This is a genomic window from Caballeronia udeis (assembly GCF_044909315.1).
GTDB lineage: Bacteria > Pseudomonadota > Gammaproteobacteria > Burkholderiales > Burkholderiaceae > Caballeronia > Caballeronia udeis_A.
In genome coordinates this window covers 1-23232 of sequence record NZ_JBIYEB010000055.1, presented here as the reverse complement: position 1 = coordinate 23232, position 23232 = coordinate 1, and the positions used below count along the sequence as shown (strand labels likewise).

15 protein-coding genes are annotated in these 23232 nt (G+C 61.8%); 8 read left to right on the top strand and 7 right to left on the bottom strand.

Annotation, left to right across the window (positions count from 1 at the left end; translation table 11 throughout):
- Positions 1 to 125 precede the first annotated feature (125 nt).
- The 4 genes from ABH944_RS42830 to ABH944_RS42815 all read left to right on the top strand — a co-directional run bounded on the left by ABH944_RS42830 (position 126) and on the right by ABH944_RS42815 (position 8736).
- Positions 126 to 1610, top strand: coding sequence for a DUF1254 domain-containing protein (locus ABH944_RS42830; protein ID WP_404615185.1), 1485 nt, complete (start codon positions 126 to 128; stop codon positions 1608 to 1610).
- A 159-nt stretch (positions 1611 to 1769) separates the two neighbouring features.
- Positions 1770 to 5492 carry a DUF748 domain-containing protein gene (locus ABH944_RS42825; RefSeq protein WP_404615187.1) on the top strand — a complete coding sequence of 1241 codons (3723 nt, stop codon included), beginning with the start codon at positions 1770 to 1772 and terminating at the stop codon, positions 5490 to 5492.
- Between the two features lie 347 nt (positions 5493 to 5839).
- Positions 5840 to 6916, top strand: a complete 1077-nt coding sequence (locus ABH944_RS42820; RefSeq protein WP_404615211.1) for a DedA family protein/thiosulfate sulfurtransferase GlpE — start codon at positions 5840 to 5842, stop codon at positions 6914 to 6916.
- Entirely contained in the window at positions 6913 to 8736 is a 1824-nt protein-coding gene (locus ABH944_RS42815; RefSeq protein WP_404615189.1) for an FAD-dependent oxidoreductase, read from the top strand. The genes ABH944_RS42820 and ABH944_RS42815 overlap by 4 nt, the downstream gene beginning before the upstream one ends.
- On the opposite strand, the gene ABH944_RS42810 is transcribed toward ABH944_RS42815, so the two are convergent.
- The gene (locus ABH944_RS42810) at positions 8714 to 10147 is read right to left on the bottom strand and encodes a heavy metal sensor histidine kinase (protein ID WP_404615191.1); all 1434 of its coding nucleotides are present in this window, start codon (positions 10145 to 10147) and stop codon (positions 8714 to 8716) included. The two genes, ABH944_RS42815 and ABH944_RS42810, sit on opposite strands and share 23 nt — an antisense overlap.
- A complete protein-coding gene (locus ABH944_RS42805; protein ID WP_062092285.1) occupies positions 10144 to 10824 on the bottom strand; it encodes a heavy metal response regulator transcription factor in 681 nt (226 codons plus the stop codon). Before ABH944_RS42805 ends, ABH944_RS42810 begins: the two co-directional genes overlap by 4 nt.
- A gap of 278 nt (positions 10825 to 11102) precedes the next feature.
- Here ABH944_RS42805 and ABH944_RS42800 point away from each other — a divergent pair, with 278 nt between their 5' ends.
- Genes ABH944_RS42800 through ABH944_RS42790 form a run of 3 tightly spaced genes read left to right on the top strand, consistent with a single transcriptional unit; the run spans position 11103 to position 13174 of the window.
- Positions 11103 to 11720 (top strand): cytochrome b/b6 domain-containing protein, encoded by a 618-nt coding sequence (locus tag ABH944_RS42800; RefSeq protein ID WP_404615193.1) that lies wholly within the window; start codon positions 11103 to 11105, stop codon positions 11718 to 11720.
- 3 nt (positions 11721 to 11723) lie between these two features.
- A complete protein-coding gene (locus tag ABH944_RS42795) occupies positions 11724 to 12506 on the top strand; it encodes a molybdopterin-dependent oxidoreductase (RefSeq protein WP_404615195.1) in 783 nt (260 codons plus the stop codon).
- 35 nt (positions 12507 to 12541) lie between these two features.
- Positions 12542 to 13174: a hypothetical protein gene (locus tag ABH944_RS42790; RefSeq protein ID WP_404615197.1), complete on the top strand. Its 633-nt coding sequence runs from the start codon at positions 12542 to 12544 to the stop codon at positions 13172 to 13174.
- 15 nt (positions 13175 to 13189) lie between these two features.
- Here ABH944_RS42790 and ABH944_RS42785 read toward each other — a convergent pair whose 3' ends face one another.
- The 4 genes from ABH944_RS42785 to ABH944_RS42770 all read right to left on the bottom strand — a co-directional run bounded on the left by ABH944_RS42785 (position 13190) and on the right by ABH944_RS42770 (position 18413).
- Positions 13190 to 15430 carry a xanthine dehydrogenase family protein molybdopterin-binding subunit gene (locus ABH944_RS42785; protein WP_404615199.1) on the bottom strand — a complete coding sequence of 747 codons (2241 nt, stop codon included), beginning with the start codon at positions 15428 to 15430 and terminating at the stop codon, positions 13190 to 13192.
- A 36-nt stretch (positions 15431 to 15466) separates the two neighbouring features.
- Complete coding sequence (locus ABH944_RS42780) at positions 15467 to 16480, bottom strand: FAD binding domain-containing protein (protein WP_404615201.1); 1014 nt, start codon at positions 16478 to 16480, stop codon at positions 15467 to 15469.
- 13 nt (positions 16481 to 16493) lie between these two features.
- On the bottom strand, positions 16494 to 17162 hold the full coding sequence (locus tag ABH944_RS42775; RefSeq protein ID WP_404615203.1) for a (2Fe-2S)-binding protein: 669 nt from the start codon (positions 17160 to 17162) through the stop codon (positions 16494 to 16496).
- Between the two features lie 204 nt (positions 17163 to 17366).
- Entirely contained in the window at positions 17367 to 18413 is a 1047-nt protein-coding gene (locus tag ABH944_RS42770; protein WP_404615205.1) for an FUSC family protein, read from the bottom strand.
- Positions 18414 to 18678: 265 nt separating this feature from the next.
- Between ABH944_RS42770 and ABH944_RS42765 the strand changes: the two genes are divergently transcribed.
- Positions 18679 to 20127, top strand: coding sequence for an NAD-dependent succinate-semialdehyde dehydrogenase (locus tag ABH944_RS42765; protein WP_404615207.1), 1449 nt, complete (start codon positions 18679 to 18681; stop codon positions 20125 to 20127).
- Positions 20128 to 20322: 195 nt separating this feature from the next.
- On the opposite strand, the gene acnA is transcribed toward ABH944_RS42765, so the two are convergent.
- Positions 20323 to 23040: an aconitate hydratase AcnA gene (gene acnA / locus ABH944_RS42760; RefSeq protein ID WP_404615209.1), complete on the bottom strand. Its 2718-nt coding sequence runs from the start codon at positions 23038 to 23040 to the stop codon at positions 20323 to 20325.
- Positions 23041 to 23232 lie beyond the last annotated feature (192 nt).

Sequence of the window (23232 nt, the reverse complement as noted above, 5' to 3'; positions counted from 1 at the left end):
ATAAGATAAAAACCGGTTTCAAGATAGATTAAGCGCCGCGGCGCGGATTGGCAGAAGACCGGGGAACGAGGACCGGCCGCGCACTCGACGAACGAAGTGAAAGCTTAAACAAATCCTTAATTCGAATGAAAAATAATCGACGCTGGGCAGTTTCGTTGTACGCGGCGCTATGGGTTGCCGCTGGATTGAGCAGTCTGGCGGTACTGGGCGGGTGCGCGACGCAGGCGCCCATTGTGACCAGCGGGGATGGCTGGCGTAAGGATCAGGTGGCGGATGCCTATGTGTTCGGATATCCGCTGGTGGTGTCGGATCTTGCACGGGAGAAAGCCACGGGCGGCGATGCATCGCGGCCCGGCCAGGCGCCCGTGAATACGCTGCGGCATGCCACGGCGCTGCCGCCGGTCGGCGCGTCGGGGCGGCCGAGCGTGGACACGCTTGAGTCGACCGCGTGGCTGGATGTCTCCAGCGGACCGGTGCTGGTTTCCCTGCCCAATGCACCGCGCGGCCGTTATTACGATGCCCGCGCCTTCGATGCATGGACCAACGTGATTTACTCCAGCATCCCTCGCGCGGGGGACCGGCCCGCGCCGGTGAAAAAGCTGAGTGCGAAGGCGGTGCGAGCGGCCAGGCTGGCGGCGGAACAGGCCAACGTGATTGCCTTTGTCCCGGCGGGTTATACGGGCCCGCTCCCTGACGGCGTGACGCGGGTTGACGCGCCCACCCGCTACGTGTGGCTTTCGATCCGTGTGCGTGTGAATGGCCAGCGCGACGTGCGTGAAGCCCGCAAGCTGCAGACGGCAATGGGCATTGAAGCGCCTTCCGCCGATAAAACCAGTGTCGCCACCGCCGGCAGCGCCTGGCCGAACGTGACGGCCAGCACGCCAACGGTGGTGACGGGCGGCGACAAAGCCGATTCGCTCGATGCCACTGCGTTTTTCACGCGTCTGGCGAAGGCGATGCAGGACAATCCGCCGGTTCCGAATGATCCGCACGCCGTGAGCTTGCTGGCTGATCTTGGCGTGAAGGCGGGTGAGCCGGTGCAGTTCCGTCCGGCGGATGCCGACTTGCTGGCGTCCGGTCTTGCCGACGGCCGCACGCGGGTGGATACGGTGCCGTCGAACGCGATCAGCCGTAACGGCTGGGTATGGTTCGGCGACGGCGCGGGCAACTACGACACTGACTACACGTTGCGCGGGTTCCTGGCGCGGCATCAGCCGGGTACCGGCACGAAGGACGACGAGGTGAAGCCGGTGGCGTTCTCCGACAGCGACGGCCACGCGCTGAACGGCGCGAATGAGTACGTGTTGCATTTCGCGCCGAACCAGTTGCCGCCGGTGCGCGGGTTCTGGACGTTGACGGCGTACACCAAGGACGGTGCGTTGATCGACGACAAGGCGCTGCGGCTTTCGCTGAACGACCGGGACCGGTTGAAGAAGAACCGTGATGGTTCCGTCGATATTTCCGTTTCGGCTGCTGAGCCTGCGAAGGCGCGTGTGTCGAACTGGCTGCCGGCGCCGGACGGTGATTTTCAGCTGGTGTTCCGGCTTTATGCGCCGAAGCCCGAAGCTTCCAATGGGACCTGGGCGCCACCGGCCATTGAGCGGCAGTGATATTCAGGTTTTTCGCTCACGCAGGAGGGCGTCGCTGCCGCAGCCAACGAACTCCGTTGGGGTTCAATTTGCCCCCGCAGCGTCGTATACTCAGGCGTCCTGTTTCCCAAGGCTGCGCGTGGCTCGTGCCGGCGTGCGCAACCGCGCTACGAGGCACGCATGGCAAGCCTGAACAAGACTTCCCTGACATCCGCCGGGCGTAGCCTGATCAAAGGGGCAAACTCGGTGGCGCAAGCTCCACGCACTCGGCGTGTCGTGATCGGGCTCCTGCTTGCTGTCATCGTAATCGGCCTGCTTGGCTTTTTCGCCGCTCCACCGCTTATTCGGCATATCGCGGAGCAACAGCTTTCCGCGCAACTCGATCGTCCCGCCAGCATTGAACGAATTGCGCTCAATCCCTATACGCTGAGTTTCGAAGCTGACCGCGTACATATTGGCGAAGCGCCCGCCAACCTCGGCGCAAGCACGAAAAGCGGCGATTTCGTCGATATAGAACGCCTGATCGTGCGGCCTTCGTGGTCCTCATTGTTCCGGTTCGCGCCAATCATCAATGAACTCAAGATCGATTCACCCCGTTTTCATATTGTGCGTTTCGACGCGCAACGTTTTAATTTCTCCGATCTCATCGAAAAGTTCTCGAAGCCTTCAGCGAATCCGTCCAGCAAACCGGCGCGATTTTCCGTATCGAATATTCGCGTGGAAAATGGCCGGATCGATTTTGACGACCGCCTGCTGAAAACGCACCATGTAATCGATCGCTGGTCGATCGGGATTCCGTTTATCGCTAATCTCGCATCCACCACCGAATTGTTCGTCACGCCTTCGTTGCAGGCGCGCATTGACGGTTCACCGTTGTCCATCCACGGGCGCACAAAACCGTTCGCCGAGTCGCGCGAGTCGGACATTGCGCTGCAACTCGACGGCCTGGACGTGCCGCAATTGTTGTCGTATGCACCCGCTTCACTGCCAGTCGCCGTCAAGAGCGGACGCTTGTCGACGAACCTCGACCTGAGCTTTGAGCTCAACGCCGAGACGCCCGTGGTTCGCATCAAAGGGACGGCAGATCTCGCGGATCTGGCCGTGACGGACAAGCAGGACGCACCGTTGTTTGCCGCGCAATCGTTGCATGTGAACGCGGCGAACCTTGAACCATTGCGCAATGTGTACCAACTGGATGAAGTGCGGCTGACGCAGCCGGACGTGAAACTCTCCCGCGATAAAACCGGCGCATTCAACTTCGAGAAACTGAGCGCATCGACACCCGCACCTGCACCTGCACCTGTACCCGCCAGCGATGCCAAACCCACCGACGCCGCTGCGCAACCGCTCGACCTCGCGATCAAACATCTGGCGATCGACCAGGGCCATATAGTCTTCGATGACCGCTTGATGGCGCAACCCGCCACGCTCGGGTTGTCGAACCTGAACGTGACGCTCGATGACTTCTCCACGCTCGGCAAACCTCCGGCGCGCTACACGCTGAAAACGGCCTTCGATCACGGCGGCGGGCTTGACGCGTCGGGCAGTTTTACGCTTTCGGCCAAGAACGCCGATGCAAAACTCGTGCTGAGCGACTTGCCGCTGGCGCCGTTGCAACCCTACGTGGCGAACGCGGTGGCCGCGCGCATCACGGACGGTTCGCTCGGCGCAAATTTGCCGCTGCAAGTGGACTGGTCGAAACCCGAGCCGTCCATCCAGGTTGGCGCGGGCGATGTCACGCTGAAGTCATTGAAGCTGGTACCGCAGTTGAACAACACGGCGAATGCCTCGCCCATCGCGCTGGCTTCGGCGCAAGCGACGATCCAGAAGATCGATGTCGCGGCACGCACGGCGGCGCTGGACAGCGTCGTGCTGAACGGTCTTTCCCTCGATGTAAAACGCCTGAAGGACGGGAGTATCGATCTCGCCGCGCTCGCCGGTCCGCACGAAACCGCGCCTGAAGCCAGCGCGACGCACAAGGTCGAAAAGGCGAACGAGGCGGGCCCCGCATGGCGGTATCAGATCGCGCAGGTGTCGCTCAACGACAGCAGCGCGGACTTCACCGACGAATCCACGCCGCGCCCGGTAAAAGTGCACATCGCGCCGTTGCAGTTGGGCGTCAAGCAGGTTAGCGACGACCTGACCAAACCGCTCGCTATCGACGGCAAGCTGACGATGAACGGCAAAGGTGCGCTGGCCGTGGCCGGCAAGCTCACCGCGAAACCGCTGAGCCTCGCGCTGCACGTTGACGCCAGCGAACTCGATGCATCGGCGTTCGAGCCGTATTTTGGCGGCAACCTGAACGCGACGGTCTCGAGCGCGCTGCTGAGCGCGAACGGCGACGCATCGTTCTCAGGCGCCGGGCGCTCGCTCAAAGCCGGTTACAAGGGCGACGTCTCGCTGTCGAATGTGCGGCTGATCGACCGGGTGAATTCGGACCAGCTGGCCGGCTGGAAGCTGCTCGGCCTGACCAAATTGAACGCCCGCTACGACGAACGAGGCGCCGATGTCGACGCGGCACGCATCACGTTCGCGAACTTCTACGGCCGCGTGCTGCTGGACGCGCAGGGCAAGCTCAATCTTCGCGATATCGTTGCGCAGGACAAAGGGGCGGGACCCACGACGCAAGCCGCCGCTTCGACAGCGGCTCCCGCACCGGCTGCGTCGGCGCCGGCAGCGGCTCCCGCCGCGCCGAAAACCGCGTCGTCATCGGCGAATCTGCGCTTTGGCCAGCTTGTGCTGCAAAACGGCCGCGTGACCTACACCGATAACTTCATCAAGCCGAATTTCACCGCGAACCTGGTTTCGATCACCGGCACGATCGGCGCATTCGGCACGCACTCGACCACGCCGGCCCCCGTCGATGTCGCCGCAAAACTGTCGGCGAACGGACCGGTATCGATCAAGGGGGTGGTGAATCCGCTGATCGCGAAACCGTCGCTGGATCTCACCGCGAGCGCGCACGATGTCGAGTTGCCGAATATCTCGCCGTATTCGACCAAATATGCGGGTTATCCCATCACGAAGGGCAAGCTCAACGTCGACCTGCACTACATGCTCGCCGACGAAAAGCTCACCGCGAACAACCATCTTTTCATCGATCAGCTCACGTTCGGCGATCACGTCGACAACAGCACCGCGACCAAACTGCCGGTGCGGCTCGCGGTGTCGCTGCTGAAGAATTCGAAAGGCGAGATCGACGTCAACATTCCCGTTTCCGGCTCGCTGTCGGACCCGCAATTCTCGATCGGCGCGCTGGTGTGGACGGCAATCGTTCACTTGCTCGAACGCGCGGTGACGGCGCCGTTCTCGCTGATTGCGAACGCGTTCGGCGGCAAGAACCCCGAAGAACTCGGCTACGTGGAGTTCGATCCGGGTTCGGCCACGCTGAGCGACGCGGCGAAGGAGAAACTCGACACGATCGCGAAAGCGCTGGCCGACAAACCGTCGATCACGCTGGAGATATCGGCGCGGGTGGATCCGGCGCTGGACGAACCCGGCCTGCGCGCGGCCTACGTCGACCGGCAAGTGCGTCTGGCGAAGATGCAGGACGCGAGCGAAGACAATCCGAACATCAATCCGTCGACCATCCCCATTTCAGCCGATGAATACAGCAAATTCCTCACGAAAGCGTATAAAAGCGCGGACTTCAAGAAACCGCGCAACCTGATCGGCATGACGAAGACCGTGCCCGACGCGGACATGAAAGCCGCGCTCGAGGAGCACGCGCCGGTGGACGAGGGCGCGCTCGGTACGCTGGCGCAGCGGCGCGCGGAGGTGGTGAAGCAATATTTCGAAGGCAAGATCGACAGCAAGCGGATCTTTATCGTCGCGCCGCATCTCAACGCCGATGGCATTAAGGACAAGGGTGCACCCACGCGGGTAGACTTCGGGCTGAAGTGACGAAGCCGCGGCGAAGCGGTAACAAAGGATCCGGCAAAAGATGCGGGCGCGTGCGGGACCGGGGTCCCGGGAACTGCCCCGACCATCGGCATTCTCGCTAATCCGCGCTACACTCATTTCATGAATGCGACGGCGCATCGCGGCGCGCATGACGGATCACGGAGTGGCCAGGGGTGGGCGGTTCGTCCCGCCGGAATACTGTCCAGCCGCGTTCCCGGACTCATCGCGCTTCATCGCAAAGCCGTCAAACGAGCCGTATAAAGTAAGCGCTTCGCGCGAAGCGCCCATGGCATTCAGGCTCCCCACACTCGAATCCGGCGCTGCACAAACTGCAGGAGAGTCCCATGCTGTTGCATGATCTGGCTGACCGGTACGGTCCGGCAATCGTCTTTTTCAACGTGATGGGCGCGGCGCTCGGCCTGCCCGTTCCCGCCATGCCGACGCTGATCGTGGTCGGCGCGTCGGTGGCCATGATGGGCGTCAACGGCCAGGGCTTGTGGCCCCATCTCGCGCTGATGCTCGGCATTGCCGTGGTGGGAGGCGTGCTGGGCGATCTCGTCTGGTTCCAGGGCGGCCGGCGCTACGGCGACCGCACGCTCAAGACCATCTGCAAGCTGTCCCTGTCACGCGATACCTGCGTGAAAAAAACCGAGCGCTTTTTTGGCCAATGGGGCGTGCGCGTGCTGCTGGTCGCGAAATTCATCCCGGGTTTGTCGCTGGTTTCGGTGCCGCTCGCCGGCGCCATGGGCGTGCGCACGCGTTCGTTCATCGCGCACGACGGCGTGGGCGTCGCGTTATGGGCCGCAGTGGGACTCGCGGTGGGCGTGATCTTCGCGGCGGAGCTCGACATGGTGTTCGCCATGATCGCGCGGCTCGGCAAGCAAGCGGTCCTGGTCGTGGCGGTCGCGCTGGCGTGTTACGTGGCCTATCGCTACTGGCGCCGCAAGATGCTGATGAAGACGCTGGAAACGGCGCGCATTACGGTCGACGAGTTGTATTCGCTGATGGCGAACGAACCGCTGCCCGCTATCTTCGACATCCGTTCCGCCGAGAAACGCGTGCTCGATCCGTTCGTGATTCCGGGCTCGGTTTTCGCCGATGAACGCGAATTGCAGAAGATCGTGGAAAGTTATCAGCCGGATCAGAAGATCGTCATTTATTGCTCGTGTCCGAACGAGGTATCGGCGGCGTGGATGGCGAAGGCGCTCCGCAATGCCGGGTTCAAGGATGTCGTGCCGCTGACCGGCGGACTCGACGCCTGGCGCCTCGCCGGGCTCGATCTCAAGCCGCTCACCGACTTCGGCGGCGCGCGCGAGGACCTGGGCGAAATGGCCGCCATGTGCCCGTGGCCCGCGAAAGCGCCGGCCGCCGGCAAAGGCGCGCTGCATGACGCCGTCTACCTGCATGGAGATCGCCACGCATGAGTACCGCATACGAAGGGACGAACGACGCGCCCAACCATGGTCACGGCCAGCCGGAATGGCGCGATAGTTCGCCGGCTGTGTCGGAAGACCTCAATTCGATCGCGAACGACACGACTAGTGTGGCGCAGGCCGCCGCCGCTGCTGACGCTCCGTTCTCACCGCTCCAAAGCCGCAAGCACCAGATGTACCCGTATCTCACCGCCGAGGAAATCGAGCGCATGCGGCGCTTCGGCAATGTGCAGTACTGGCGCGCGGGCGAACTGATGTTCGAGGTCGGCGTGCCCGGCCCGGGCATGTTCGTGCTGTTAAGCGGCCGGGTGCGGGTGACGCGGCGCGACGGACTGGGCCATGTGCATCTGGTGACCGAGGCGGACCCCGGGCAATACCTGGCGGAAGTCGGCCAGTTGTCGGGCAAGCCTGCTTTGGTCGATGGTCACGCGATAGAAGACGTCGAAGCCATCCTGATCGTTCCCGACCGGTTGCGCGCGCTGCTGGTGGCGGAAGCGGAACTCGGCGAACGGATCATGCGCTCGCTGATCCTGCGGCGCGTCGGGTTGATCGAAAAGGGCAGCGGGCCGATTCTCGTCGGCCAGTCGGACGACGGGCGGCTGGTGTCGCTGCAAGGCTTTCTGAGCCGCAACGGGTATCCGCATACCGTGATCGACGCGTGTACCGACCCCGAAGCCATTGCGTTGCTCGAACGGATCTCGACGTCGAAGGCGGATTTCCCGCTCGTTATTTGTCCCGACGGCACGGTGATGCGTGCTCCCGATGAAAACCAGCTCGCGTCGCAACTTGGCTGGCTGCCGGAATTCGATCCGGCGCATATCTACGACGTCGCGGTCGTCGGCGCCGGGCCGGCTGGATTGGCAACGGCCGTGTATGCGGCGTCCGAAGGCTTGTCGGTGGCGGTGTTCGATTGCCGTGCGCCCGGCGGGCAAGCCGGTGCGAGTTCGCGGATCGAAAACTATCTCGGCTTTCCGACCGGCATTTCCGGTCAGGCATTGGCTGGACGCGCGTTCGTGCAGGCGCAGAAGTTCGGCGCGCACATTGCCATTCCGACCGAGATCAAGGCGCTTCACTGCAACTGCACACCGATCCAGATCGAGTTGATGAACGGCCAGCGCGTGAGCTCGCATACGATCGTGGTCGCGACCGGTGCGGCTTACCGCAGGCCGAATATTGTCGGGCTCGAAAAATTCGAGGGACATGGTACGTATTACTGGGCGTCGCCGGTGGAAGCGAAGCTTTGCAAGGGCTCTGAAGTCGTGCTGGTGGGCGGCGGCAATTCGGCCGGACAAGCGGTGGTGTATCTCGCCTCGCACGCAGCGCGGGTGCATTTGCTGATCCGTGGACCGGGGCTGGAGCTAAGTATGTCGAAGTACCTGATCGACCGGATCGCGGCATTGCCGAACGTGACGGTGCATACACGCACGCAGATCGAGTCGCTGGAAGGCGATGGCCGGACGCTCGCCGCCGTGCATTGCAAGACGCCTGACGGTCCCCTCACGCTCGACGTGCGGCATCTGTTCCTCTTCACCGGCGCCAACCCGAACACGGCGTGGTTGCGCGACTGCAATGTCAACACCGACGCCAAGGGTTTCGTGCTGACGGGGGCCGCCGCTCACGGCGGCCACGCGGACTGCTCGGCCTCGCTGGAAACCAGCGTGCCGGGCGTGTTCGCCATTGGCGACGTGCGTTCGGCATCCACGAAACGAGTGGCGGCGGCGGTGGGCGAGGGCGCGGCGGTCGTATCGCAGATTCACGGCCTGCTGGCCGAGCGTCAGGAACTGGCGCTCAGGGTTGGCGTGGCGGAGTAGGCGCGGCGGCGAACCGGAGCGTGAACTCGATCCAGCCGTCCGCCGGACAAGTTACTGATGCCGACCCGCCGTGCAGCCGCATGATTGCCTGCACGATGGACAGCCCCAGGCCGCTCGATTCCGTGAACTCGCTGCGCGCCGCATCGCCTCGATAAAACCGGTCGAACAGGCGCGCGAGGTCGTCGGGCGCGACCGGCCTGCCCTGATTGCCGATCACGATAACTGCACCTCCCGCACCCCGCGTGTCCTCGCTGCCGGTCAGCCGGATCGTGGTGCCGGCTTCGGCATAGCGCACCGCGTTGACTACCACGTTGCTGATTGCGCGCTGGGACATGATCGCGTTAGCGAACATCTCGCCTTCAGCCTGTACCTGGAAACCGAGGTTGCGTTCGTCGGCGAGTCCTTCGAAGTACGTCGCAATGGTGTCCAGTTGCTCGCGAATGTTCAGCGGCGTGCGCTCTATGTCCTGCTGCTCGTGATCCGCCTGCGCGAGAAACAGGATGTTCTGCGCAATGCGCCCAAGCCGCTCCAGCTCCTCCAGATTCGACTCCAGCACGCTCTTGTATTCGCTCTCGCTGCGGGTATGCGCGAGCGTGACCTGCGTCTGTCCGATCAGCACGCCGATAGGCGTGCGTACCTCGTGCGCGAGATCCGCTGAGAACTGCAGCAGCCGTTCATAACCGGTCGCCAGGCGGTCGAGCATGGCGTTGAACGACATCGCGAGGCTTTGCAGTTCGGTGGGTGTGTTCTTGATATCGAGTCTTGCAGAGAGCGTGTCGGGTGTGATCCCGGCGACCCTGTCGGCCATTTTCCGCAGCGGCGCAAGACCGCGGCTCGATACCCACCATGCGAGCAGCGCGGTAATCAGCACCGCACACGCCACGTTGATCCAGACCCGCACGAGATACGTCGAGAGAACCCGCGCCTCCTGCGTCATGACGTGTGCCGCGATGATCTCGATGACCTGGCCGCTGTCGCCTACCTGCGCTTGAGCTGCGACCCAGCGCATGCGTACGCCGTCCCGGCGCGAGCCTTCATAGAGCGCGTTGAGGTTGACGGCGCGTTGCACGGGCACGGGAACAAGCGGCGGCAACGGCATGTTTTCCGGGTTCACGCTGATGAACGGCGGAAGGCCGGGGCGCCGGAAAATAATCACGTCCTGACTGTCGCCGAGCATGGTCTCGAACAGCTTGGGCCGTGCTTCGATTTCCTTGATCGTGTAGAGGTCGTGCAGCAGCGAGCGAAAGTGTTCGACACGCCCTATCAACTGGTAGTCGGCGCGCGTGGACAGCGTGGCGCTGGTCGCGTGATAGAGCGACGCGCCAACCATGCTGACTACCACGCAAACGATCAGCGCGAACAGGCAGGTGATGCGCACCACCAGTGAACGCGAGCGCCATAGCGGACTCAATGTGAGTCCCCGGATGCACCGAACGAATAACCGATGCTCCGCACCGTGTGGATCAGCTTGATATCGAAGGGTTGATCGAGTTTCGCGCGCAGGCGTTTGACGGCGACATCGACTACGTTGGTATCGCTGTCGAAATTCATGTCCCACACTTCCGATGCAATCAAGGTCCGCGACAACGCTTCGCCCTGGCGCTTGCAGAAGAGATGGAGCAACGCGAATTCCTTGTTCGTCAGCGCGATGTCCGTACCTTGGCGTGTCACGCGGCGGCGCAGCACATCGACGTGAAGATCCGCGACCTGGAATACATCCGACTCCCTCACTACGCCGCGCCGCAGCAACGTGCGGATGCGCAGCACGAGTTCGGTGAACGAGAAAGGCTTGACGAGGTAGTCGTCCGCTCCAAGTTCGAGGCCGTGAATACGGTCCCGGACGTGATCGCGTGCGGTCAGGAAAATGACAGGCAAGTCGCGTTTGGCGCGCAACGCCTGCATGATCTGCCATCCGTCGAGGCCGGGCAGCATGACATCGAGCACGATCAGCTCATAGGGATGCGCCAGCGCCTGATGCAGACCGTCGGCGCCATTGCGGATCAGGTCGACCTGATACCCGGACTCAGTAAGGCCCTTCTTCAGATAGTCGCCGGTCTTGCGGTCGTCTTCTATAACCAGGATGGTCATACCGGGGCGCTTCGCTTTGCGTAAGGGGTTGCGTGCGGGTTTGCGTTAGAAATAAGGCCCATTCTATCCACCTGCCCCGACGCGCGGAAAAGATGACAAAAAAGTCATTAACGCGTCATCCGCCGATCAGCGTGCGGTAGCTAAGATGTAATCCAGACGAGGCCTTCGCGGATCGTGCCTTGGCACCTTGCAGCGTGGTCATGTGCCCATCAAGTCCCTCGAATCCTCAAGTCACAGCATCTTTGCACCCGTTCGATCCATCCCATCACGAGGCGAGCTTGAATTCATCTTCGACTCAACTTTCGACTCATGTCATAGCCCAACCCGGCTGGGTTCGCATCACGCACTGGATCAACGCGCTGGCGGTGGTGGTGATGGTGACGAGCGGCTGGCAGGTCTATAACGCTTCGCCGATTTTCCCTCCTCTGGTTTTTCCTTCAAGTATCACGCTGGGCGGATGGCTGGGCGGCGCGTTGCTGTGGCACTTCGCGGCCATGTGGGTGCTGGTCGTCAACTTCCTGGTGTACGTGGGGCTGAACATCATCTCCGGACGGTTTCGCCGCAAGCTGTTTCCGCTCAGCGTCAAAAGCATCTTCGGCGATCTGCGTGCCGCGCTGACCGGCAAGCTCAAGCATGACGATCTCACGCATTACAACGCTGTGCAGAAGGCTGCGTATCTGGCGGTAATCGTGGACATTGTGGTGGTCATCCTGTCGGGTCTTGCGGTCTGGAAGTCGGTGCAATTCCCGTGGCTGCGCGACCTCATGGGCGGGTACGACAACGCCCGCGTGGTGCACTTCTTCGCGATGAGTTTCCTGGTGGCATTTTTCGTGTTGCACGTGGTGATGGTCGCGCTCGTTCCACGCTCGTTGTTGCTGATGATCCGGGGCCGCTGAACCATGCTGAACAGAAAGAGCGAATTGATTGCGTCGAAGCTCGATGTCGACAACATCCTCAAAGATGCGCGCAATGAACTGAAGGCGCCTGCGCGGCGACTTTTCGGCAAACGGATTTTGTCGCTTGGCGGCCTCATGATGCTGTCGGGCTGCAGTATCTCCGACGATAAATCCGTGAACACCGTGTTGCGGACCATGTCGCGTTTCAACGACGAAGCACAGGCCTTCCTCTTCGATCCGAACAAGCTCGCGCCGACCTATCCCGAGTCGATGATCACGCGGCCGTTCCCGTTCAACGCGTTCTATGACATCGACGATGTACCACTGGTCGATGCAGCCACGTATAAGCTGCCGGTCGGTGGGTTGGTGAAGGGCAAGAATGTCTGGACGCTTGAAGAGCTGCGCGCGTTGCCGCAGGAAAGCCAGGTGACGCGGCACATCTGCATTGAAGGCTGGAGCGCGATTGGCAAGTGGGGCGGGGTGCGTTTCTCTGATTTCCTCAAACGCTCCGGCGCCGACATCACGGCCAAATACGTGGCGTTTCACTGCGCTGATAACTATTCAACCAGCATCGACATGCCGACCGCGCTGCATGCCCAGACGCTCCTGACGCTGACGTACGACGGCCAGGTCCTGCCGCCGAAGTACGGCTTCCCGATGAAGCTGCGCATGCCGACGAAGCTCGGCTACAAGAACCCCAAGCACATCGTCGCGATCACTGTGACGAACGAATATCCCGGCGGTTACTGGGAGAACCAGGGTTACAACTGGTTCGGCGGTGCCTGATTTTTCTCGCGTCAAATACTAAAACTGGAGCCTCCATGTCTATTGCGTCATCTACTTCATTGCGTTTGAAACTCGGTGTATCGGTTGTTGCGCTCGCATTTGCCGGCGTTGCGTTTGCCCAGGCTCCGGCGGCCAAGCCCTCGCGTATTCGTGGCGATATTGTCTCGTTGTCCGGCGATACGCTGACCGTGCACCGTCGCAGCGGCGACACCGTGACGATCGACATGAAGCAGGACACACCGGTCACCGCAGTGAAGAACATCAAGCTCTCCGACATCAAGCCGGGTTCGTTCATCGGCACGGCAGCGACCACGGGTACCGACGGCAAGATGACGGCGACCGAAGTGCTGGTGTTCCCGGAAGCGGCACGTGGTACAGGTGAAGGCCACTATGCATGGGATCTCTCGCCGAACAGCACGATGACGAATGCGAACGTCGACCAGGTGGTGACGGGCACGAGCGGGCGTGACCTGAAGCTGTCGTACAAGGGCGGCAGCAACACGGTGACGGTGCCGGACGGCGTGCCGGTGGTGACGTTTGCGCCGGCTGCGCGCACGGACCTGGTCGCGGGCAAGAAGGTGTTTATCGTCGCGACGCCGGTGAGCGGTACGCAGTTTGCGGCTTCGCGCGTAGTGGTTGAGAAGGATGGCGTTGCGCCACCGATGTAATGGCTTAGTGCGGCGCTAGGCCGGTCCTGACGCCGCCAGAAGGTCTTCTATCCGCACCGGAAGATTGCGTACGCGTACACCGGTTGCGTGATAGACCGCATTCGTAATGGCAGGCGCAATGCCAGCCAAGCCGATTTCTCCAATCCCGCGCGCGCCGAGTGGATTCAGCGCGAAATCCGGATAGTCCAGAAACGTTACGTCCATCTTCGGTGAATCGGCATGCGTTGTCATCACGTAGTCGGCGAGGTTGCGGTTCAGCGGTGCGCCTGAACGCGAGTCGTAGTGCGTCTCCTCGAACAGCGCCATGCCGACGCCCATCACGATCGCTCCTTCGATCTGGTTCAGGCCCGTGCGCGCATTGATGATCTTGCCTCCGTCGATCACGCTCACAACCCGGCTCACACGTAACCGTGCGGTTTCCGGCTGCCACGTGACCTCGATAAAATGCGCGCAATACGAGTGGATCGACACTTTGTCCGCGTCGGCATCTGCCTGACTCGCACCGGAACGACCTCTGCCCAGCAGGATGTTGATTTGCGCAGGCGCCAGAATGCGTTCAAACGGCACGCCCGCTCCGGGCGAGGTCCCTTTGTGATAGACCATGCCTTGTTCGAAACCAAGCGCCTCCACCGGCTGCCCCTTGAACGGCGAATTGTCTGCCCCCGCGGCAGTCGCAAGAAGCTGCTGGATAACGGCCTGGGTGGCCTGCGTCACGGCCGGAACCAGCGACGCGGTCACCATCGAGCCGCCGGACAACGGGCCCGGCGGCAAACGTGTATCGCCGATCACGACAGAAATCTTGTTGAGCGCGATGCCGGTCAGATTGGAGACCATCTGGGCCAGGATGGTGTAGGTGCCCGTGCCGATATCCTGCGTCGCCGTCGCTACGCGAGCGGTCCCATCCCCATGCAGTTCGACGATCGCTTCCGTGGGTAATCGCCTCGCGGCCCACGACCCCGCCGCGGCACCCCAACCGACCACCAGGCCATCGCGCCGCATCGAGCCGACAGAGGCGGTGCGGTTCGACCAGCCGAACTTGTCAGCGCCGAGCGTCAGGCACTCCTTGAGGTGCCGGGACGAGAACGGCACGTTCCGGCTTTCGTCCATGGCGGGCTCGTTGATCAGCCGCAAGCGGACCGGATCGACGTTGAGCTTGATGGCGAGTTCGTCAACGGCCGACTCGATCGCGAACAGGCCGGGAACCGCACCTGGGCCGCGCATGGACGTGCTCGGGGCGATGTCCCGGCGCGCAAGAGCTGCTGTTACTCGCAGGTTAGGCGAGCTGTACAGGTAGCCCGTCGCCTCTCCGCAGTTCTCCTTGCGAGTCTCCTGTCGAGCAGCCTGATAGATATAGTCCTGCTGGAACGAGGTGAAACGGCCATCGGGCGTTGCCGACAAACGCATGCGCTGCTGTGTGCTGGTACGGTGGCCCACGTTATGAAACATCATCTCTCGGGTCACTACCAGCTTGACGGGGCGCTGCAGATTGCGCGCCGCAGCGCCGGCGAGCAATGAATGCGACCATGGAAACAGCTTGCCGCCAAACCCGGAGCCAAGGTATTTCATGATCACACGCACCTGATCTTCCGGCACGCCGAGCATCAGCGCCATGACTTGCCGCTGATTGACAATCGACTGGGATGTTTCGTAGAACGTATAGTTGGTTCCATCGAACGCGGCGACAGTCGCGTGCAATTCGATCGGGTTGTGCGTTTCAATTGGCGTGGTGTAGGTCTGATCAAGCTTGAGCGCGTCAGGCGCATTGGCGAAGGCGGTGTCAACGTCGCCTCGCTGCGTATCGACAGAAGGCGTGTTTTCCGCCGACATCTCCGTGCGCACATCGGGCTGGCTTGTCGAATAGCTTACCTTCACCGCAGCGGACGCCGCGGTTGCCTGCTCGAATGTATTGGCGACTACCACCGCAATGTACTGGCCGTAGTAGTAGACGGTGTCATCTTCGAACGGTGGGCGCTTTTCGTCGATCCTCGCATCTGATGCGAAGCCGACACGATAAAACTTGCCGATGTTCTCGCGTGTGTAGACCGCCTTCACGCCCGGCATTTTCGCGGCGGCAGCGGTGTCGAGCCGCGTCACGCGTCCCTTGCCGATCGTCGCGCAAACGGGCATGGCGTAGAGCATCCCGGGCAGGATGAAATCCGAGGTATACGTCGCGAGGCCGCTTACCTTGAGCGGACCGTCGATTCTTTGGAAGTCGCCGCCAATCAATGGCTGAGCTTTCTTTGAAGCTAGTTGCATAGTGTTCTCCGCGCCACGCGTCGTGGCGTCAGGCAGTCAGGCAGTCTGGGTGGCAAGCGTGAGTGCGTGCTGGATGCAACGCTTCGCCAGTTCGACCTTGAAGCCGTTCTGGCTTTGCGGGCGGGCTGTCTGAAGCGCGGCTTCGGCTGCCGTACGAAACGCGGTGGCATCGGGTGCGCGTCCGAGCAGTACCGCTTCCGCATCGCGTGAGCGCCACGGCCTCACGCCCACACCGCCCAGCGCGATCCTCACGTGGTCGATCCTGCCCGACGATACGGTTACGACAACCGCTGCCGATGCCAACGCAAACTCGTACGATGCGCGGTCGCGCAGTTTCAGATAGACGCTGCGAGTACCGGGCATGGGCGCAGGGAGCGTCACGTGGGTGATCAGCTCGCCCGCATTGAGCGATGTTTCGCGTTCGGGCGTAGTGCCGGGCAACAGGAAAAAATCGTCAATGGCGATGCTTCGCTTGCCCTCCGGACCTTCGGTGTGCACGCTCGCTTCGAGCGCTGTCAGGGCAACATTCATGTCCGAGGGATTGGTCGCGATGCAGTGCTCGCTCGTCCCCAGGATCGCGAGATTACGGTTGAAGCCGCCGATCGCGGAACACCCGCTGCCCGGCTCGCGCTTGTTGCAGGGTGTTTTGGTATCGCGGAAATACACGCAGCGTGTGCGTTGCAGCAGGTTGCCGCCGGTCGTCGCCATGTTGCGCAATTGGGCCGAGGCGCCCGAGAGCAACGCCTGGGACAGCACTGAATAGTCCGTCTTGATCAAGGGATGATTTGCGAGATCGGCATTGCGCACCGTCGCGCCTATCGTGACGACGCCGCCGTCGAGTGTTTCGACCTTATCGAGCGGCAGGCGGTGGATGTCAATGACCTGCGCCGGGCGCTCCACGTCGAGCTTCATCAAGTCGAGCAGTGTCGTGCCTCCGGCCAGAAAGCGTGTTGATGGCGTGCCTTGCGGGCTGGCTGCACGGGTCTGCGCCGTTGCCATGTCGAGCGCCTGTTTGACGTCGGCTGCGCGCTTGAGCTGAAAGTGTTCCATTAGATCGCTCCGCTCAAGCTTTCCGGCGAACTTGCTGGATCGCGGTCACGATATTCGAATAGGCGCCGCAGCGGCAGATATTCCCGCTCATTGCTTCCTTGACGTCTTCATCGCTATGGCCGTAGGGCTCGTTGAGCAGTGCGACGGCGGACATGATCTGCCCCGACGTACAGTAGCCGCATTGAAAGCCGTCATGTTCGACGAAGGCGGCTTGCATGGGATGCAGGTTGCCTGGCCGTCCAATACCTTCGATAGTCGTGATTGCTTCGCCTTCGTGAGTGGCCGCAAGGCTCAGGCACGAATTCACCCGCCTGCCATCCACATGGACCGTGCACGCGCCGCATTGGCCGTGGTCGCAGCCCTTCTTGGTGCCGGTGAGACGCAGATGTTCGCGCACGCAATCGAGCAGGGTGGTGCGTGGATCAATATCCAGTTCATGGAGCGTGCCATTGACGTTCAACCGCACATGAACGTTGCCACTCTCCGTCGGCGCGACGTCGCCTGGCGCACCGTTCTGGCCCGCGTCGTCGGAATCTGCAAGAGCGAGAGAATGAAGTTGCCCGGTGCTCACGGCGACTCCCGCCGCCCCGACGCGTGTCAAAAAAGAGCGGCGTGTCACGCGCTCGAAGAGCGTCGCCGGTTCATCATCAGTAGTGTCTGGTTGCTGAGGCTTGTCGTTCATGAGTCAAATTCCCGTTGAAGCACGGATTGAAGAGGACCGACATGGTTTTGGCGTTCGATGCCCAGGTTCGATACTGATGATAGGCAACTGCGGTGGCGTCAAGATGGCGGGGAGATGGCGGCAACATGGCGCACGGTTCCGAACGCAAGCGTTAGCTGATGGGCGGTCTGTCCATGGCGGACCTGTGGAGTGCCCGTTCCTTTCCTACCCCCGCTTATCCAGCACTTCCACCGTCGCGATCAGGTCGCCGAAATCCTGGACCAGCAGGTTCAGCACGAACGGCAGGACGGTGTTTTTCTCCATCGTTTCACATGCGTTGTTCGATGCCGCTCTCAGTCGTTCGAACGACGCACGCGCGAGCCGGACGTTCTCGTCCTGATCGCTGTGATCGGCATCAAGTGTGGCGGCTAATGTTTTTGCAGACTCCGCGAATGCGTCTGCGGTCACGTTCAGTGCGTCGCGGTTGGCAGCACTCAGTCGCCCCGCAAGTTGCGGATCGCCGGCAAAAGCCTGGCCCAAAAACAGCGCGTCCCGATGCAGCCGGGTCAGCATGGGCGCGACCTTGTCGATCACGTTTCCGCGCGTGGGCTTCACTGGCACGATGATGTGCTCGCGGCCCGCTTCGGTAATGGCCTCGTCGAGTGCATGTTCAGCGGCCGCGGAACGCCGATGCAGAAGTTCGGCTCCGTCCACGTCACCGGGCTTGCGCAGAGTCAGCGTGATCAGTTCGCCCAACGCGAGAACGATTTCACTCGCGCGGTCATGGGCCATCGTGATCGCGCGATTTGGCATCAGGAACGCGACAAGGAGCGCCGAACCCGCGCCGATCAGTATTTCGAGCACGCGGTCGATCGGCCGTTCATACGGCGAACCCAGGCCGCTTGCCGGAATCAGCACAACGACGACGAGCGTGACGCAGGCGAGCCGGAGCGTCGGACGCCAGGCGGCCAGCGCTGCGAGCGGCAGGAGCGCAATGGCGAACACGATGAGCGGTTGCGCGCCGCGGACGATGGCGAACAAGCCGGCCATGCCGATCAAGCCACCAATCACCGCACCGACGATCTGGTCGCGACCTGTGTTCAGCGCCTGGTTGAGACTCGGCTGCGTGACGACAACCAGCGTGGTGATGACTGCCCAGTAAAGCTCGGGCAGCGTGGCGAGTCTGGCGACGGCGTAGCTGAGCAGGCAACTGATGAGCGTGCGGGCGAAGCGCCGGAGTTCGGGCGTGGATGTGAGTTTTTTCGTGAGCACGAAGGGTTTATTGGCTGAATTCCGTCGGGTTGTCGGACTCGCGCCTGGCGGCTGGGTTGCCCGCGGCAGCGGTCAGTTTAAGTTCAAACCCGGGACAATAGCCGACATAAAACCGCCCGGGGCAGCCCCCCGATTCACGACCGCGAGCAAAACCCTCGTGATCGCGTTACCATAAATGGTTAATTCGCCGGGTTTCGAAGGTCGAGAATGTCGATCCAGCCCAGGTAGCAGTTTCCCCGATAACCACGGACATCAGGAGCCAAGCATGAGCGAAAGCACTTTATCGCGGCATTACCCGAACACGCAGTTGTACATCGACGGCGCATGGCGCGCGGGCAGCCGCGACACCGCCGTCGTCAATCCGGCGACGGAAGCGGAAATCGGCCGTCTTTCGCTGGCCGGCGAACAGCATCTCGCCGATGCTGCCGAAGCCGCCGGACGTGGTTTTGCGGCCTGGCGCAAGGTATCGGCATTCGATCGCAGCAAGCTGATGCGCCGCGCGGCGCAGAACCTGCGTGACCGCGCCGAAGAAGTGGCCGCGATCATGACCATGGAGCAGGGCAAGCCGCTGGTCGAATCGCGCATTGAAGTGCTGGGCGCGGCGGACACCATCGACTGGTTCGCCGAAGAAGCGCGCCGGACATACGGCCGTGTGATTCCGGCGCGTGCCGGCAATGTGCGCCAGATCGTGACGCGTGAGCCCGTTGGTCCGGTGGCCGCCTTCACGCCGTGGAATTTCCCGATCAATCAGGCCGTGCGCAAGGTGTCGGCGGCGCTGGCGGCAGGGTGCTCGGTGGTCCTGAAAGGACCGGAAGAAACGCCGGCAAGCTGCGCGGCGCTGGTTCAGGCTTACATCGACGCAGGTTTGCCCGCTGGCGTGCTGAACCTCGTGTTCGGCGTGCCTGCCGATGTCTCGAAGTTCCTGATCGCGCATCCGCTGATCCGCAAGATCTCGTTCACGGGCTCGACGGCAGTCGGCAAGTTGCTGGCCGCGATGGCCGGCGAGCACATGAAACGCGCCACGATGGAACTCGGCGGCCACGCCCCCGCGCTGGTTTTCGCCGACGCCGACATCCCGCGCGCAGCCAAGCTTCTGGCCGGCGCCAAGTTCCGCAATGCCGGTCAGGTGTGCATTTCGCCGACGCGGTTTATCGTCGAGGAATCCGCTTACGAGGAATTCACGGAGCATTTTGTCGCGACGACGAAGAAGCTCAAGGTCGGCAACGGCCTGGAAGAAGGCGTGCAAATGGGGGCGCTGGCCAACGGCCGCCGCCTGCAGGCGATGGAACGTCTGGTCGCCGATGCAGTGGAGCAAGGCGCCAAGGTGCTGACGGGTGGTGAACGCATTGGGCGCGAAGGGTATTTCTTTGCACCGACGGTGCTCGCCAATGTGCCGATGTCGGCCCGCATCATGACGGAAGAACCGTTCGGCCCGATCGCCCCGATTTCGACCTTCAAGTCTTACGACGAAGCTATCGTGGAAGCGAACCGTCTGCCGTATGGTTTGGCGGCTTACGCGTACACGCGTTCGAGCTCGACGTCGGCGGCGGTCGGCGAGGACATTGAAAGCGGCATGGTGTCGATCAACCACCACGGGCTCGGAATTCCGGAAACGCCGTTTGGCGGCGTGAAGGATTCGGGCTACGGCTCGGAAGGCGGCAGCGAAGCGATGGAAGCGTATTTGGTGACGAAGTTTGTGAGCGAGGCGCGGTAAAAAAGTACGTAGCAGTTTGACAGGAACGCGACGCGGCTTCGGCCGCGTCGTTTTTTTTGTTAGTTTGCGTCCGGGTCTTCAGGCTGGCGCAAGAAGCGAAAAAAAACCCGGCCGAAGCCGGGTTCAACGTTCCCGCGCCCTGATCTCAAAAGGGCGCGGTCACCTGCAAAAAGCTACTGCGGAAAAGCGGAAAACTTACGCTGCCAGCAGCGAGCGCAGCACGAACGGCAGTATCCCGCCGTGCTTGTAGTAATCCACTTCAATCGGCGTATCGATACGCAGCAACACCGTCACGCGCTGCTCGCTGCCGTCCTTGCGATGGATCACGAGCGTCACTTCCTGCTGCGGTTTGATATCGGACGTAAGGCCTTCGATATCGAACGTTTCTTCGCCCGTGATGTTCAGCGACTGGATGCTGTCCGTGCCCTTGAACTGCAGCGGCAAGACGCCCATGCCGACCAGGTTCGAACGATGGATCCGCTCGAAGCTGCGCGCCACGACAACCTTCACGCCGAGCAATTGCGTGCCCTTGGCCGCCCAATCGCGCGACGAACCCGTGCCGTACTCTTCGCCGGCAAACACAATGGTCGGCGTGCCTTCGTCGATGTACTTCATGGCTGCATCATAGATCGACATTTCTTCGCCGCTCGGCTGGAATATCGTCAGACCGCCTTCCACGCGCGAACCGTCTTCCTTCAGCGGGATCATCAGGTTCTTGATCCGCACGTTCGCGAAGGTGCCGCGCATCATCACGTCATGGTTGCCGCGACGCGAGCCGTAGCTGTTGAAGTCGGCCTTCTGCACGCCGTTCGCCTTCAACCATACGCCTGCCGGCGAGCTTTCCTTGATCGAGCCAGCCGGGCTGATGTGGTCGGTCGTGACCGAGTCACCGAAAATGCCCAGCGGACGCGCGCCCTTGACGGCCGGAATGCTGTCGGCCGGCGTCATCGAAAAGTCCTTGCCGAAGAACGGCGGCTCGGCAATATAGGTCGACTTCGGCCAGTCATACACCTGGCCCGCTTCGCCTTCGATCTTGCTCCACAAGTCGCCGGTCTTCGTGAGTTCGGCGTAGTTCTTGCGGAATGCATCGGCGTCCAGCGCGTACTTCAGCAGCGCGTTGACTTCTTCGCTCGTCGGCCAGATGTCGCCAAGGAAGATGTCCTTGCCGTTCTTGCCCTTGCCGACCGGTTCCGTCATCAGGTCGACCGTCATGTTCCCGGCGATCGCGTAAGCCACGACCAGCGGCGGCGAAGCCAGGAAGTTGGCGCGGATGTTCGGGTGAATGCGCGCTTCGAAGTTACGGTTACCGGACAGCACGGCGGCTGCCACGATGTCGTTCTTCGTGATCGCGTCGTTCAGTTCCGGCGTCAGGTCGCCCGCATTGCCAATACACGTCGTGCAGCCGTAAGCGGCCAGCGTGAAGCCGAGCTGGTCGAGGTACGTCAGCAGGTTGGTCTTCGTCAGGTATTCCGTGACGATCCGCGATCCCGGAGCCAACGACGTCTTGATGTGCGGTGCAACGGTCAAACCCGCTTCCACGGCCTTCTTGGCCAGCAGACCGGCGGCCAGCAGGACGCTCGGGTTCGACGTGTTCGTGCATGACGTGATGGCGGCGATCAGGATGTCGCCGTTCTTCACATCGACCTTGTTCGTGGTCGTGTATTGCTTGTCCAGATCGGCAGCCTTCTTGCCGAAGCCGTTGTCGCTGACAGCCTTCGAGAACAGCTCGGTGAAGTTCGACTTCACATTGCCGATTTCGATACGGTCTTGCGGACGCTTCGGACCTGCCAGCGACGGCGCAACCGTGCCGAGGTCGAGCGTCAGGGTCTTCGTGTAGTCGATCTCGCCGGCCTTCGGCACGCCGAACAGGTTTTGCGCCTTGAAATAGGCTTCGAACGCCTTGATTTCGGCTTCGGTGCGGCCCGTGCCCTTGAAGTAGTCGATGGTCTTTTCATCGACCGGGAAGAAGCCCATGGTTGCACCGTATTCCGGCGCCATGTTGCCGATGGTCGCGCGGTCCGGCAGCGACAGCGACTTCGTGCCTTCGCCGAAGAACTCGACGAACTTGCCGACGACCTTCTCCTTGCGCAGCATTTCGGTAACGGTCAGCACCAGGTCGGTTGCCGTCACGCCTTCGCGAATCTTGCCCTTCAGCTCGACGCCGACCACGTCCGGCGTCAGGAAATACACCGGCTGGCCGAGCATGCCGGCTTCAGCTTCAATCCCGCCCACGCCCCAGCCCACCACGCCAATACCGTTGATCATGGTCGTGTGGCTGTCCGTGCCGACGAGTGTGTCCGGGTAATACACCGTGTCACCGTCGACCGTCTTCTTGTGCACGCCACGGGCCAGATATTCCAGGTTCACCTGGTGGACGATACCGACGCCCGGGGGCACGACCTTGAACGTATCGAAGGCTTGCATGCCCCACTTCATGAACTGGTAGCGCTCGTTATTGCGCTGGAATTCCAGCTTCATGTTCAGGTCGAGCGCGTCTTTCTGACGGAAGTAATCGATCTGCACCGAGTGATCGACCACCAGGTCGACCGGCACGAGCGGCTCGATGGCCTTCGGGTCCTTGCCTGCACGCTTCGCGACGCCACGCATGGCTGCAATATCGGCGAGCAGCGGCACGCCGGTGAAATCCTGCAGCACGACGCGCGAGACGACGAACGGGATTTCATCGGTACGATCCGCGACCGGCTTCCAGGTCGCCAGTTGCTTGATGTGTTCTTCGCCGATCTTCTTGCCGTCGTAGTTGCGCAGCACCGATTCCAGCACGATGCGGATCGACACCGGCAGGCGTTCGATCTTGACGTTCAGCGCCTTTCCGAGCGCGGGCAACGAGTAGTACTTGCCTTTGCCGGAACCGCTGTCGAATTCCTTGAGCGTTTTGTGGAGATTGTGGGCCATGTTTTTTTCCCTTGGTTTAAACGAGGAAATACCTTCGAAACGTGTGATCTAAAAACGGGTGACGAATGCTGACTAAATCACGTACAAATCAACGTATTCATTGACCGGCATTGCTTCGAGCGCTGCCTGATCCAGCGATACCGCGAGGATCGCCTCTTGCTGCTTGGCTGGGAAACGCCGTGCCAGATTGGT

Excerpts from the sequence above, each read along its gene's own strand:
- ABH944_RS42795 (WP_404615195.1), top strand. The coding sequence starts at position 11,724 with ATGCTGAACAGAAAGAGCGAATTGATTGCGTCGAAGCTCGATGTCGAC.
- ABH944_RS42825 (WP_404615187.1), top strand. The coding sequence starts at position 1,770 with ATGGCAAGCCTGAACAAGACTTCCCTGACATCCGCCGGGCGTAGCCTG.
- ABH944_RS42765 (WP_404615207.1), top strand. The coding sequence starts at position 18,679 with ATGAGCGAAAGCACTTTATCGCGGCATTACCCGAACACGCAGTTGTAC.
- ABH944_RS42775 (WP_404615203.1), bottom strand. The coding sequence starts at position 17,162 with ATGAACGACAAGCCTCAGCAACCAGACACTACTGATGATGAACCGGCG.
- ABH944_RS42790 (WP_404615197.1), top strand. The coding sequence starts at position 12,542 with ATGTCTATTGCGTCATCTACTTCATTGCGTTTGAAACTCGGTGTATCG.
- ABH944_RS42785 (WP_404615199.1), bottom strand. The coding sequence starts at position 15,430 with ATGCAACTAGCTTCAAAGAAAGCTCAGCCATTGATTGGCGGCGACTTC.
- acnA (WP_404615209.1), bottom strand. The coding sequence starts at position 23,040 with ATGGCCCACAATCTCCACAAAACGCTCAAGGAATTCGACAGCGGTTCC.
- ABH944_RS42805 (WP_062092285.1), bottom strand. The coding sequence starts at position 10,824 with ATGACCATCCTGGTTATAGAAGACGACCGCAAGACCGGCGACTATCTG.
- ABH944_RS42815 (WP_404615189.1), top strand. The coding sequence starts at position 6,913 with ATGAGTACCGCATACGAAGGGACGAACGACGCGCCCAACCATGGTCAC.
- ABH944_RS42780 (WP_404615201.1), bottom strand. The coding sequence starts at position 16,480 with ATGGAACACTTTCAGCTCAAGCGCGCAGCCGACGTCAAACAGGCGCTC.
- ABH944_RS42830 (WP_404615185.1), top strand. The coding sequence starts at position 126 with ATGAAAAATAATCGACGCTGGGCAGTTTCGTTGTACGCGGCGCTATGG.